Source organism: Flavobacterium sp. FlaQc-57 (genome assembly GCF_044007395.1).
In the GTDB taxonomy this organism is placed as follows: Bacteria; Bacteroidota; Bacteroidia; order Flavobacteriales; family Flavobacteriaceae; genus Flavobacterium.
Window position 1 is genome coordinate 59230 of record NZ_JBIPDA010000001.1, and the last position, 14163, is coordinate 73392.

The 14163-nt window shown below is 30.8% G+C and carries 14 protein-coding genes; 5 read left to right on the plus strand and 9 right to left on the minus strand.

Going from position 1 to position 14163, the window contains the following annotated elements:
- Positions 1 to 65: 65 nt before the first annotated feature.
- The 5 genes from ACHRVZ_RS00275 to ACHRVZ_RS00295 all read right to left on the minus strand — a co-directional run bounded on the left by ACHRVZ_RS00275 (position 66) and on the right by ACHRVZ_RS00295 (position 3712).
- Positions 66 to 800 (minus strand): DUF3667 domain-containing protein, encoded by a 735-nt coding sequence (locus ACHRVZ_RS00275; RefSeq protein ID WP_395419989.1) that lies wholly within the window; start codon positions 798 to 800, stop codon positions 66 to 68.
- 74 nt (positions 801 to 874) lie between these two features.
- Positions 875 to 1918, minus strand: a complete 1044-nt coding sequence (locus ACHRVZ_RS00280; protein WP_395419990.1) for a hypothetical protein — start codon at positions 1916 to 1918, stop codon at positions 875 to 877.
- A gap of 1 nt (position 1919) precedes the next feature.
- Entirely contained in the window at positions 1920 to 2303 is a 384-nt protein-coding gene (locus tag ACHRVZ_RS00285) for a DoxX family protein (RefSeq protein ID WP_395419991.1), read from the minus strand.
- 90 nt (positions 2304 to 2393) lie between these two features.
- Complete coding sequence (locus ACHRVZ_RS00290) at positions 2394 to 3182, minus strand: anti-sigma factor domain-containing protein (RefSeq protein ID WP_395419992.1); 789 nt, start codon at positions 3180 to 3182, stop codon at positions 2394 to 2396.
- Positions 3182 to 3712 carry an RNA polymerase sigma factor gene (locus tag ACHRVZ_RS00295; protein ID WP_395419993.1) on the minus strand — a complete coding sequence of 177 codons (531 nt, stop codon included), beginning with the start codon at positions 3710 to 3712 and terminating at the stop codon, positions 3182 to 3184. Before ACHRVZ_RS00295 ends, ACHRVZ_RS00290 begins: the two co-directional genes overlap by 1 nt.
- An 841-nt stretch (positions 3713 to 4553) precedes the next feature.
- Between ACHRVZ_RS00295 and ACHRVZ_RS00300 the strand changes: the two genes are divergently transcribed.
- Positions 4554 to 5141 (plus strand): glutathione peroxidase, encoded by a 588-nt coding sequence (locus tag ACHRVZ_RS00300; protein WP_395419994.1) that lies wholly within the window; start codon positions 4554 to 4556, stop codon positions 5139 to 5141.
- A gap of 108 nt (positions 5142 to 5249) precedes the next feature.
- On the opposite strand, the gene pip is transcribed toward ACHRVZ_RS00300, so the two are convergent.
- From pip to ACHRVZ_RS00315, 3 genes are read right to left on the minus strand one after another with little or no spacing between them, the layout of a single operon-like run.
- Entirely contained in the window at positions 5250 to 6161 is a 912-nt protein-coding gene (pip, locus tag ACHRVZ_RS00305) for a prolyl aminopeptidase (RefSeq protein ID WP_395419996.1), read from the minus strand.
- A gap of 47 nt (positions 6162 to 6208) precedes the next feature.
- Positions 6209 to 6706, minus strand: coding sequence for a GNAT family N-acetyltransferase (locus ACHRVZ_RS00310; RefSeq protein ID WP_395419997.1), 498 nt, complete (start codon positions 6704 to 6706; stop codon positions 6209 to 6211).
- A gap of 16 nt (positions 6707 to 6722) precedes the next feature.
- Entirely contained in the window at positions 6723 to 7901 is a 1179-nt protein-coding gene (locus ACHRVZ_RS00315) for a thioredoxin family protein (protein WP_395419999.1), read from the minus strand.
- A gap of 174 nt (positions 7902 to 8075) precedes the next feature.
- On the opposite strand from ACHRVZ_RS00315, the gene menD reads away from it, so the two are divergent.
- Together menD and ACHRVZ_RS00325 are read left to right on the plus strand one after the other, a co-directional pair.
- Positions 8076 to 9743, plus strand: a complete 1668-nt coding sequence (gene menD / locus ACHRVZ_RS00320; RefSeq protein WP_395420001.1) for a 2-succinyl-5-enolpyruvyl-6-hydroxy-3-cyclohexene-1-carboxylic-acid synthase — start codon at positions 8076 to 8078, stop codon at positions 9741 to 9743.
- Positions 9744 to 9822: 79 nt separating this feature from the next.
- A complete protein-coding gene (locus ACHRVZ_RS00325) occupies positions 9823 to 10164 on the plus strand; it encodes a DUF2853 family protein (RefSeq protein WP_395420002.1) in 342 nt (113 codons plus the stop codon).
- Between the two features lie 42 nt (positions 10165 to 10206).
- Here ACHRVZ_RS00325 and ACHRVZ_RS00330 read toward each other — a convergent pair whose 3' ends face one another.
- Entirely contained in the window at positions 10207 to 11556 is a 1350-nt protein-coding gene (locus tag ACHRVZ_RS00330; RefSeq protein ID WP_395420003.1) for a M28 family metallopeptidase, read from the minus strand.
- A gap of 168 nt (positions 11557 to 11724) precedes the next feature.
- Here ACHRVZ_RS00330 and ACHRVZ_RS00335 point away from each other — a divergent pair, with 168 nt between their 5' ends.
- Both ACHRVZ_RS00335 and ACHRVZ_RS00340 read left to right on the plus strand, forming a co-directional pair.
- Complete coding sequence (locus tag ACHRVZ_RS00335) at positions 11725 to 12582, plus strand: S1 RNA-binding domain-containing protein (protein ID WP_395420006.1); 858 nt, start codon at positions 11725 to 11727, stop codon at positions 12580 to 12582.
- 705 nt (positions 12583 to 13287) lie between these two features.
- Positions 13288 to 14121, plus strand: a complete 834-nt coding sequence (locus ACHRVZ_RS00340) for a 1,4-dihydroxy-2-naphthoyl-CoA synthase (protein ID WP_395420008.1) — start codon at positions 13288 to 13290, stop codon at positions 14119 to 14121.
- Positions 14122 to 14163 lie beyond the last annotated feature (42 nt).

Sequence of the window (14163 nt, forward strand, 5' to 3'; positions counted from 1 at the left end):
TATTTAAGTTATTATTAATTCATAAAAAAGGTTCAACATAAGTTGAACCTTTTTTTGTTATACTCTTAGTAAGAAAATTTTCCAGTTAATTTAAAAAAGATATAGATGATGAATAAGAAACAGATCCAAAAAATAATATGACTCAATAAAGACAAAAGGAAAACTTTGGTTTTAGAAATTTTATTAAAAAACTGAATGTTTGTCCAAAATATCAAAACAATATCAATGACGTAAATCAGATTTGTAATTTTTCGAATTTCAGTTGCTCCATTAAAATATATAAGTAATGGAAAAAGTAAAAGATGAGAAAAAAGTTTTTGTGAAGCTTTAAAAGTATTTAAAACAAAAAGTTCAACAAAATTATAGCCCTGACTTCTAAAACAAATAAAGGTTCCAATTGTATAAAGAGGAATAGTCAAGATAGTAATCCACGAAAAATGAGTAGCAATTAACTCATTAAATTCAGAATAATCAACACTGTTTTCTGCAGAAGATGGAAATAAATTGATATCAAAATAATGATATAAAACCCCGTAAAGTGTTGCTAAAACGACTACTAAAGACAATGGTTTAAAATGTTTAGCCCTTTTGCCTTCGATAAATTCACGAACAGAATGTCCGGGTCTGGTAAATAATTGTTTTAAAGAATATAAAATTCCTTTGTCAAAGTGTAATAATCCATGCTGAATATCATGCCATAAAAAATGTATGTTTATTTTGTGAGTATCGACAGACTGCCCGCAGTTATTACAATAATTCCCTTCAAAAACCTGATGGCAGTTTTTACAGATTACTTGCATATGGTGTATTTTTTATTGAATATTATAATATCCTTTTTTAGAAAAACAAGTATAATGATCTCAGATAAATCTATTTAAAAATATTCGTATTCATATTTATAAGTGTATTTTGCATATTTAGAAGTATCTACTTTTTGTACGATTCTCCTGTTATCATCATATTCATATTCAGTTAAAAACTTACTTCCTGTTTCAAGATCCTCGTATACATCTTTTGCTAAAAGGTCATTGTTATAAATATGGGAAGTTATATTTAAAAGTTTTTGATTTTGAAATTCTTTCTTCTCAATACAGTTGCGCTTTTCATATTTATATTGTAAAATTTTATTTTTCTCTATTTCTGAAACTACATTATTAAAATCATCTAATGTTTTTGAAATTTCACCAATTCCAATCATATCAACATTATATTTAACGGTTGTTTTTTTTGGCAGATAATAAAAAATTCTATCCGAAGTGATTTTATTTCTAGAGTTAAAATATTTTTCATTTATTGGCCGTAATTTGCTGTCATATTTAGCCGAAAAGGAAATGTATTTTGGTTCGCTCATTAATTTTTTGAAATTAGGAGAGTTGAATAGAGCGGCAGTATCTTTTATCATTTCAATTTCTGCTTTATATTTATAATATTCTTCGTCTGATTCAACTACAGCATAACCATCATCAATAGTAATAGTATCTTGTCCTACAATATAGTATTGAACCCCTTTCGCTTTCTTATCTAGGTATTCATCATGTTCAATTTGGAATTTTTTTTCACCTTCAGTAAGACAGGAAATAACTTCGATTTTATTTTTTGAGTATTTTACTTCATCACAACTAAACCCTCGGATTATATCACCTTCAATTTTTTTTACAATTCTATTCTTATTATCGTATTCATAATAATTTACAGAATAAGAATTATTCAGTATTAAATAAGGCATCCCTTTTTTATTAAAATAATGTTCCTCTCTAATAGTATCGTTTCTTTTTACAGTTATTTTTTTTATTCCTTTATTGTCTTTGTTAAGAGAGATATAATCTCTGACAGAAATATTTTGGGAGAATATAATTTGGGCAAATAAGAAAAATAAAAAAAGAATTGTTTTGTGAAAACAGGATGTAAAGTATTTCATTTTATTTATTATTTGACGTAAAACCATCCGGATACATAATTGCCAATAACACAATTATGAGTAAGAAATTATACTCTACACCATTTCTTCCTCCGCCAACAACAAACCAGCCTTCCTGAAAGTGAACCAGAATAATTCCCATTATCAAAACAAAAATGGTCACAAAACCTGCGAGCTTTACATATTTACTTAGAATTAAAAGTATAGCCGCTACAACATGTGATAATTTAATAGACCAAGCCAGAAAAACTCCAAAAGGAGCAAATCCAATTTGATTTAAATACAAATTTCCAAAATCATTAATACCATTATTAAACATTCCGAAAACAGAATGGGTTAGGAGTATAATAGCGACTGCACTTCTCAAAAGTAAAGTTCCGTTCATAATTTGGTTGTTAAGGTTATTTCAATTAAAAATAATAAAAAAGCGCATACTAATTTAATATGCGCTTTAAGTTTTATGATGAACTAAATTTTAGACTTTTCCTAAAGTATATAATTGTGTCATTGTTGGAGTTAAACTTCCTCCGGCAGGCTCCAATGTAATTCCAAATGCTTCTGCAGAATCTGTTTGACTAACAGCAAAGATCTTTTGACTATTTCCTTCAAAATTATCCAGTAAACCTATGCTTGTGGGCGTAAGAACCGGACTCAGTTTTAAAGACCAAACCTGATACACCATTCCTTTTGGAGGTTTTGGTAAACCCGCGGCATCAACATAAGTTGTTTTGGTATCTTTATTCCAATATACTTTTGCGAAAGAGTTTGGAGAAACGGCTTGCCCGCCAAGTGTTACACCAGTGTTTTTAATATCTCTAACAATGGTTAAGCTTTTCTCAATTTCTCTATTTTGCTGTCCTAAATAAGCAAAATCTCTTTCGATTTTATTCTTTTCAGTTCCAACAGTTGCGATTGCTTCTTTTGTTTTTGTCAACTCTAAAGTTTGGTAACCAAAACCTACAAGTAAAAGCACAGCAGCTGCCCAGCCCACATATTGCGACCAGTTTGAAGCTGGTTTCATATCGACTACCTTGCCATGTTTCAATTCCAAACGCGCTTTTATCTTTTCAAAATTTGCTACAGAATGAAATGGTGAGAAACTTGATGACAAAGCAACAATAGCTTTCTCGATTGAAATGATTTCCTGATCAACCTCGGGATTTTTCTTAGCTAATTCAGCTATTTCTAAATTCTCTGTTTCAGTCAACAATCCGTAGACGTATAGTTCTAGAATTCCTGATTCTATATATTCTTTTGCTTCCATTATATTTTTAGATAATTTCTTAAATCATTAATACAGTTTCTGTTTTGTGTTTTGATCGTTCCCAATGGCATTGCCAATTCTTCTGAAGCTTCTTGTTGGGTATATCCTTTGAAAAATAATAAATCAATAATCTCAATACATTTTGGTTTTAACTTCTTAACAAATTCCTGAATTCCAATTGTATCAATTCTATTAACGAGTTTATTACTGTCTTCTAACAGATTTACGAAATTATCCGATGAAAGGTTTTTTTGATTGTTATTAAAATTTTTAGATCTCAATTTGTCGATTGATGTATTTCTGGCAATATTTAGTATCCAGGTGTAAAAACGCCCTTTGCTTTCGTTATACGAATCAATATTTTTCCAGATTTTGACAAAAACGTCCTGTAAAACATCTTCGGCTTCTTCACGATTTTTAATTAGAACATTAATGACCGAAAATAAGCTTTTCGCGTACATATCATACAAATGGGTAAAAGCTCGTTCGTCTTTCTTGTAAATTAAAACTAATAATTCTTCTTGACTCATAGATTTGGATTTTAAGTTTAAACAAAAAAATTAGAAACATTTTTATTGACTCGAGATAAAGATAATTTATTTTTTTGTGAAAATTAGAAAATTTTTAACAGTCTTAAACCTAGAAAAATAAGGGAATTGAAAAAAATATCACTTTTTTTTTACTTTTTTAAAACCAAAAGCAATCCAATTACGTAAATGCTATTATAACAGAATTAAAATTTTTGAAGAATAGCAAAAGAAAGAAAAACGAATCCAATTTTAATTGTTCAATATTACGGATGCTATATAAATGGTTTTGAAATTTAACTTTTGCAGAAAAGGAATTGTAAAATAAATCTCAATAATTAAAACCAAAACGTCATGAATTACGTAAATGGGATTAGAATACTAATTATTGCTTTAACCTCTGTTTTAGCTTTAATAAATTTCAACAGCAAAGTCATTTGTTCAGGTTTTGTTCAAAATTGTAATGGCGAATTTGTTTGTAAAATAATAAATAGTTGATGTCTCCGGACTTCCAACCGAAAATTTTAAAAGGAATTTTAACTATTAATTCATGCCCAGAATAAAGAATTAAAACATAAACGCCAGTAAAATATTTTTATAAAAAAAGGTATAAGATTCTAAAAATATAATTTTCACTATAACCGGGACATCAACTTTAATTCGAAGTATATAAGCCAAAATGCACAATAATTATTTCATGGTTTGATTTGTTTGTATGGGGGGAAGCCTAGCGTCTGATTAACGCTAGGCTTCAATTTTTTATTTAACTTATGTTTAATAAAAATAAAGCCTTCAAAGCCATTTTGTAAAATAGAATTTAACTAATTTTATAAAAAAATATAAGATGAAAAAAATAGCATTTATAGCTTGTACTGTAGTCTTTTTGTTAAGTACGCAAATTCAGGCTCAAGCAAAAAAAAGTAAAGTATCTAAAACAGATAAAGACATGACAAAAGAAAATATTTACCAATTTAAAGTTGAAGATTTATCAGGAGACACTTTTGATTTTGCATCTTTAAAAGGAAAAAAAGTGATGATTGTAAATACAGCTTCAAAATGTGGATTAACGCCACAATACAAAGATCTTGAAGCTATTTACAAAGAATATAAGGATAAAGGTTTCGTAATTGTAGGCTTTCCTGCTAATAATTTTGCCTCGCAAGAGCCGGGAACGAACAAAGAAATTGAAACATTTTGCCAACAAAATTACGGCGTAACTTTTCCTATGATGGACAAAGTTTCTGTAAAAGGAGATGATATGTGTGAAGTGTATAAATTCTTAACTCAAAAATCTAAAAATGGTTTACAGGATTCTGAAGTTGAGTGGAATTTTCAAAAATACTTAATCAATGAAAAAGGTGAATTGGTAAAAGTAATAAAACCAAAAACTTTACCGACAGATCCAGAAGTTATCAATTGGATAAAAAGTTAATTAGAATAACTATCTAAACCAAAAATCCACAAATTTGATTGTATTCAAATTTGTGGATTTTTTGTATAAAGTAACTTTTAGAAAACAAAAAGCGAATTTTAATTTTTTTTAAGCATTCAAAACTTCAATAATTCGCTTTTCAATTTCAGGCTCTGAATCAGAATGTCCGCCATTTTGAATATATAAGGTAGATTTTTTTAATTTATGATGTAATTCTTCAGCATATACAACAGGACAAATGGCATCATTTCTACCATGAATAATTACTATAGGAATTCCATCTAAAGCGCCGCTGTTATTAAGTATAAAGTTGTTTTCAATAAAACAATCATTACTTAGATAATGCGCTTCCATAATGGCCAGCGAATGATATGGAAATTGTTTAATTATAGCATCAATTTCTGATTCAGTAATTTTATCCTTAAAGATTGATATTTCATAAAATACCCATTCATAACAATAAAGCTCTTTATTTTCAGGAGTTCCATGTAACATTTGGTCAAGATAGTATGCAGGAATAGTTAATGTTGTTGCTTTAGGAATATTACTTTTGAATCTATTCCATTCTTTTGGAAATTCATTTTCGACACCTCCATTTAAATAATATTCGATAGAATCTTTATTTCCTAAAAATATACCTCTTAATAAAAGACTTTTTACTTTTTCTGGATTTTGAATCGCAAATATAAGCGATAGCGTAGTTCCCCAAGAACCACCAAAAATATTTGTTTTTTGAATACTCAAATGACTTAAAAGAGTATTTATATCATCAACAAGATCTTGAGTTGTGTTTTCTTCGACAGAACCAAAAGGCTTACTTTTTGAAGATCCTCTTTGGTCGAAAAAAACAACTTTATGCCTTTTGAAATCAAAAAAACGTTTATCCTCATCTGAAAATCCAGCTCCCGGACCACCATGAACAAATAAGTACGGTTCTCCACTAATATTTCCGCAAACCTCATAATAGATTTCATGGATTTCACTAACTTTTAGGTAACCTTTTTGTATTTGATAATCCATTTCCAATACTTTTTATAATTAGCATTAAGCATTTTACTCTTAAGAATCTAAACCAATATCAATTGCATAAAAACCAAATCAAGCCAATGATCAAATTTATAGCCTACTTCACGAATTGTTCCCGTTGCGATAAATCCGAATTTTTCATGAAAGGCAATACTTCCGGCATTATCGGCATCGATTGCACCAATCATAACATGATATCCTTGTTCTTTTGCTAAACGAATTAATTCAGTTAATAATTGAGATCCAATACCTTTTCCGATCACATTATCAACAACATAAACGGAATGCTCAATCGTAAATTGATAGCCAATTTTTTCACGAAACTGCCCATAACTTCCAAAGCCTACAACTTCGCCATCTAAATCAGCCACAACAATTGGGAGATTCTTAGCTTTTTTGTCTTCAAACCACTTAGTTTGTACTTTAATGGTTTGAACATCATAGCTATAATTTGCAGTTGTATGTAGAATTGAATGGTTTACAATATCTAGAATTTTTTCTAAATCGTCTGTAGTTGCTGGTCTAAGAATAAGGCTCATGGTTATTATTATGGTATTATTTTGTATTTAATTCGGCTAATAAAGTGTCAACCTCTTTAGAGTTCCAAGTCATTTCGGCACAAATAACTTTCGCATCTTTGGCATATTGCAAAGCCATTTTTTTGTCTTTGATTTTATTGTAAAGCCTTGCTAAAAGCAAATTTCCATCATAAGAATCATTTAACTCTAAAGAATGTTTTACCCAGAAAATAGATTTCTTTAAACTTTCCGTATCTGAAATATGTTTTAAATAAGTCTGCCCAATTTCTTTTAGGAAACTGGCATCATTCCAAACTAATTTTTGCGTATCCTCAAGTGTTACCTTTTTATAAAATTGCCATTTTTCAGTTCTTTCTGCCAAAGTTAAATCAAATTTAAAAACAAGGGAATCTGTTTTTTGCAATCGAATAGATTTTGCAATTTCCCTTTGTTTATAGTAGTTCAAAGTGTCTAAATTATCAACTAAAGGGCGAAGCATTTCATTCACAATACTTTTAATTTTACGATCAACACGATTTTGAGAAGCCACAGCTGCAAATTCTTTTTGGTGATTTAAAACATACTGAAATTCGCGTGATTTAATATCAGTAACACCATTGGCAATAACACGCCAATTGGTTTCGCTGACCAACTGCGCGTCAGATTGTGTATTAAGATAAGTATGCGTCGGAATCGACAAATCAGTTCTGTCTTTTCCTTTTTTTAAAGTGTTTAAGTATGTAAAAAACTTGTCGGAATTACTTGGGTCATCTAGAAATTGCTTCTCTAAATAAGGCAACTGCATTTTAGGATTCAAAGCATAATTGGCTTCAGTCATAAAATCAGCCTTTTTTAATTCGCCTTTTAAAGCGTACAATAGCGTTTCATTATTGGGATCAATAAATAAAAACGTTGGCAATGATTTAGTATTAAATTTATTTTTAAGAGCAATTCCTTCCTCTTTTTCAATGTTTTTCCAAGCGCAAACAAAGTTTTTCTTTAAAAAATCCATGACATTTGAATCACTAAAAACCTCTTTTTTCATTTGATTACAATGCGGACACCAATCTGCATAAAGCATTACAAATAAAGGTTTCCCTTGATTTTTTGCATTCTCTAAAGCTGTTTTATAAGGCACATCATCCGGAACAAACTGATTTTGAGAGTGTACGATTTGTAATGAAATAAAAAGGAATAATGTATATAAGAAACGCATAAAGAGTCAGTTTTGTATTAAAATTCACTATTACAAATATATTCCCTTTTTCTAAAAGCAGCCTTAATATATTCCTATTTATAAGTTAAATCCAATGCGAAGTTTGTAACTTTGTGATATCAAAAAGAAATCAAACTTGTAGATTTCTTTTCAAAAAAGTAATACGCCATAAGAATGATTTACCCCAAAATAGCGCTTGCACAAAGCATTATCGAAATTTGTTTAGCAAAAGGAATCACCAATATTATAATTTCTCCAGGATCAAGAAACGCACCTTTAACGATAGGATTTGCTCAAAACCCAAACTTTAAATGTTATAGTATTGCCGATGAGCGTTGTGCTGCATTTTTTGCATTGGGAATTGCACAGCAAACCAAAAAACCAACCGCAATCGTTTGTACATCAGGATCAGCCTTATTGAATTATTACCCGGCCGTAGCTGAAGCATTTTACAGCCAAATTCCGCTAATTGTGATTTCGGCAGATCGTCCGCAAAGCAAAATTGATATAGGAGACGGACAAACCATTCGTCAGGAAAATGTTTTTCAAAATCATTCTGTTTTCAATGCCAATTTAACGGAAGATGTTTCTGTTGAAAATGACTTAAAAATCAATAAAGCAATTGAAACTGCAATACTGCAAAAAGGACCGGTTCATATCAATGCACCTTTTGAAGAGCCTTTATATGAAACAGTTGAAAAGCTTTCTGTAGAGCCAAAAATCACCTATTCTGATGAAACTCTCGGAACGAAACTTATAGAAAATGAAGCTGAATTTGTTTCGATTTGGAATACAGCCAAACGTAAACTTGTTTTAGTTGGAGTAAACGAAGCCAATTCAATTGATGATAAAATAATTGAAAATTTTGCCAACGATCCATCAATTGTAGTATTGACAGAGACGACTTCAAATTTGCATCATCCAAGTTTTATCAATAGTATTGATACTTTAATTACTCCTTTTGATGATGCTGATTTTGAAGAATTTCAGCCAGAAATTTTAGTGACTTTTGGAGGAATGATTGTATCAAAGAGAATCAAAGCTTTTTTAAGAAAATACAAGCCAAAACACCATTGGCACATTGATACTTTACGTGCTTATGATACTTTTAGTGCATTAACACAACACTTTGTAATGCAGCCCAATGATTTTTTTAATGAGTTGTTATCAAAAACTATTTTTACTGAAAGTAACTATTTTGCAGAAATCAATGCAATTTATGATTTAAGAAAAGCGAGACGAACTGAATATTTAGAAAAGATTCCATTCTCAGATTTTAAAGTTTTTGAGAAAGTAATCGAGTCTTTGCCCAAAAACAGCCAATTACAGATTAGCAATAGTTCGGCCATTCGATATGCTCAATTAATTGATATTGAAAACTCTATTGAAGTTTTTTGTAACAGAGGTACCAGCGGAATTGATGGTAGTACATCGACGGCGATAGGTGCGGCTGTTGGCAGTACAAAACAAGGTGTTTTTATTACTGGCGATATTAGTTTCTTGTATGATAGCAATGCTTTATGGAATTCGTATATCCCTAAAAATTTCAAAATTATTTTGATTAATAATGGAGGTGGAGGGATTTTTAGAATTCTACCGGGACATGAAGAAAAACCTGTCTTTAATACTTATTTTGAAACATCACATCATTTAACCGCTGAACATTTGGCTAAAATGTATGGTTTTAATTATTTCAAAGCTTCCGATGTAATCTCTTTAGAAACAGGAATTGAAGCGTTATATTACGAGAATGATAATCCTTCGATTTTTGAAATTTTTACACCAACGTTAGAAAATGACGTCATTTTGAAACAGTATTTTAGAGACCTGAACATTCAGTAAGTTAAATAGTGTTAAATTTAGCTAAAAACTCATTTTTAATTCTAATTTTGAACGCATTAATTATAACTAATATAATATTATGAGTGCAAGAGAAGAATTAATTACTAAGTATGCTGCAGATCTAAAAGAAAAATGTGGAGTAACTCCTAATATGGATTTACTAACGAAAGTCACAATAGGATGCGGACCATCAATTTACAACGCAGATTCGTCTACAGTGGCAGGATCACAACAATCTGAATTAGATACTGTAAAGAACAATTTTTTAATTAAGAAATTAGGTTTAGCAGATAGTCCAGCATTGGATGCCGGAATTGACGCTGTTTTGGAAAAGTATGGTAAATCTAATAAAAATAAGTACAGAGCAGTTGTTTATTACCTTTTAACTTTACACTTTAACAAAGAAAGTGTTTATAAATAGAGTAAAAAAGAAGCGCCATTTAGGCGCTTCTTTTTTATCGTTTTATCGAATTGGTATTGGGAAAACAGGCAAACTCGAGTGACCTAAAGCATCAACCGCCTGTACAGCAAAAAAGTAATTGTCTTTAGAATAAGGAATTTCTAGTTGAGTATCTTTTACAAAGAAAGTTTTTTCCCAATGTGAAGATGAAGTTTCTCTCATCAATACCTGATAACCATATTGTCCTTTCGTTTCTGGAGATGACCATTTTAAAGTAGAAGAATTTGATAATTCTTTAACTTCGATTCCAACATTTGTTGGTGCTTTTGGTGACCATGCAAGATTAGCAAGAGTTGCTAAGTTGGAGCAGGTATTTTTTCTCAAATATTCAAAATCCATGAATTCAGGAAGATCACCGTATTTAATGTTATTTTCTGTTCTTAAATCCTGATGCTGATGATCGAAATTTTCATTCATCTCACAAAAACGAACTGCTGTAAAGCCATTTTGACTGAATGGTGTATGATCACCTCCACGCAAAAAACGATCATTTCTATACACTAATTTCACTTTCAATTGATCTACATATTGTTCTGTAACAGTTTTTATGTAGCGTGCCAATAATCTTGATGGACTATCATTGTCGCGACTGGTAGCTTTTCGCATTTTAGCTTCATCTTCTGTTTCTAAGAACGGAATAGTCTCGCTGAAAATTCGAACCTGAGTATTATCTCTTAAATTCGTTCCGCTGGATAAACTATTACCAATCATATCATTGTTTAACATGGCAATAATATTCCATTTTGATTCTTTTGCCAATTCTGCCAGATGTCGAGCACCGTAAAGTCCTTGTTCTTCGCCGGTTACCGCGACAAAAATAATGGTAGAAGGAAAAGATCTTTTACTCATTACTTTGGCTAATTCGATAACAGCCGCAACGCCAGAACCATCGTCATTAGCGCCAGGAGCATTCGATTTCACATTCATAACATCAGAAACTCTCGAATCCAGATGCCCACTAATAATAAAGATACGATTGTCATTTGGATCCGTTCCTTTTAATGTTGCCATTACATTTCCGAGTTGACTATCTTTGGGAATTCGTTTTCCATCGGCTTTAACTTCAAAATAATCAATTGTCGAAGTTAATCTGCCGTTTGATTCTAAAGCAAATTTATCGAACTGAGACTTTACCCATTGTTGTGCCGCACCAATGCCTTGTGTTTTACTTTTTGTATCACTTAATGTATGTCTTGTGCCAAATGAAACTAATTTATGAATTGTAGCTTCGAGGTTTTCAGTTTTGATTTCGGTTATCATCTTTTTAATTACAGGATCTTCAACAACTTGGGAAATTGAAATCTGTGTAAATGACAAAAAGATAAAAATGCTGTAAAAAATGGCCTTTTTCATTGATTTGGAATTAATTTATAGGTTCTCAAATTTAATTAAAAAAAGCACAAACCGAAAAAAGTTGTTTTGTATCTTTTATCTAAAACATTTTTCGGTTTCCCATTTTCAAACTTCGTACATTTGTAGCTTAGAAACTTAGTCACTTATCGACTTTGAACCTTAAAGAATATGATTGAAATAGGAAAATACAATACACTTACTATATTACGTGATACCAAAGTTGGTTTATTTTTAGGAAATCCTGAAAAAGATCCTGAAGGAATTCATGATATTTTATTACCAAACAAATACGTTCCAAATGAATTTGAAATAGGAGAAGAACTTATAGTTTTTGTTTATTTGGACCACGAACAACGCCCGGTTGCAACAACGCTGGAGCCGTATATATTATTGAATGAATTTGCTCTTTTGAGAGTTAATTATACCAATCAGGTTGGTGCTTTTATGGATTGGGGAATGGAGAAAGACATTCTGGTTCCGTTTAAAGAACAAGCGCGCCCAATGGAAAAAGGAAAACGCTATTTGGTTTACCTTTATATGGATGAAAAAACCAATCGTTTGGTTGCTTCAAGTAAACTGAATCAATTTTTAAGCAATGAAAACCTAACGGTTGAAAAAGGTGAAGAAGTAGATTTGATCGTTTCGCATATTACAGAATTAGGAATCAATGTCATTATCAATGAGCAGCATAAAGGCTTATTGTATAAAGACGAAGTTTATGATGATGCAATTAGAACTGGAGACAGAATGATTGGATTTATTAAAAACATACGCCCTGATAATAAAATTGATGTTGCATTACAAGTTCAAGGTTATCAAAGTATTGAGCCAAATGCTGAGAAAGTTTTAGACGAATTGAGAGCCAATCGTGGTTTCTTGCGTTTAAATGACAGTTCGCATCCTGAAGACATTAAAACAGTCTTAAAAATGAGTAAAAAGACCTTTAAAAAAGCCATTGGAGCTTTGTATAAAGACAAACTTATTGAAATTAAAGATGATGGAATTTATCTGGTAAAAGATAATTAATACAAACAAGAAAGGCTACCCATTACGAGTAGCCTTTCTCTTTTTTATTCTAGTTTTAAAAAAAATTGTAATTAAAAAAAAACAGAAATAAAATAAATTCGAATCCATTCAAAAAATAAAAGCTTTAAAAATTTTAGAAATTACTTCTTGAATCGGTATGTCTTTAAACAATCTATACATTCATATTAAAAGCGAAAAATCCAATTTCACGGCTAGACCATTGGTTTGATAAAATAACTTATAGAAAGTTTTAGTTAGTATTTTTTCCTCTTTTCGTAATCAATTTGATACTAATTACATAAACAATTCTAGCATTTAACCTTAGGTGTTACTATTTCCTTTTCGAAGTTTCAACAAACGAATAAATCATTTGCTCATTTATCAATGGCTTATGAATAAAAACCGTAAAAAAATGAGCGACAAATTTTTTAAATTTTCTCAAAAAAATCATTTTTTAGGTTAATAAATCAGTGAAAGAAAATCAATCTTATATCAATGAAATAAAATGTATCTCATTGATTTCTAGGGTGTAAAATTACTTATTATTTTTCGAAACTAATGTTAAAAAATGTTATTTTTTGTCAGCTGAGTCCAATTGTTAACATTGAAAGTTATTTTCGAACAGACTAAAACCAAATTGAGTAGGTAAAAATGTAAAAATGCTTTATTTTTACACTATAATTATTTAAAATAAAACAAATAGAAATGGATTGGATTACTGCCAGAGAATTTGAAGATATAACTTATAAAAAATGCAACGGAGTTGCCAGAATTGCATTTAACAGACCAAATGTTAGAAACGCTTTTCGTCCTAAAACAACTTCAGAATTATACCAGGCTTTTTACGACGCACAAGAAGACACTTCGATTGGAGTAGTTTTACTTTCGGCAGAAGGACCATCAACTAAAGATGGAGTTTATTCTTTTTGCAGCGGAGGAGATCAAAATGCACGCGGACACCAAGGTTACGTGGGCGAAGATGGTCAACATCGTTTAAATATTCTGGAAGTTCAGCGTTTAATTCGTTTTATGCCAAAAGTTGTTATAGCGGTTGTTCCAGGTTGGGCAGTTGGTGGCGGACATAGTTTGCACGTTGTTTGCGACATGACTTTGGCGAGTAAAGAACATGCTATCTTTAAGCAAACAGATGCTGATGTGACCAGCTTTGATGGTGGTTACGGATCTGCTTATTTGGCTAAAATGGTAGGTCAGAAAAAAGCACGTGAAATTTTCTTCTTAGGAAGAAATTATTCAGCTCAAGAAGCAATGGATATGGGAATGGTAAATGCTGTAATTCCACATGATGAACTAGAAGATACTGCTTTTGAATGGGCACAGGAAATTCTTCAAAAATCGCCAACTTCTATAAAAATGCTAAAATTTGCCATGAACTTAACTGACGACGGAATGGTTGGACAACAAGTTTTTGCAGGTGAAGCAACTCGTTTAGCATACATGACCGAAGAAGCAAAAGAAGGAAGAAATGCCTTTTTAGAAAAAAGAAAACCAAATTTCGGAGAAAATAAATGGCTTCCATAAAAATGTTGTAGAATAGTTTTAAGTTTCAGGTTCGAATTGATG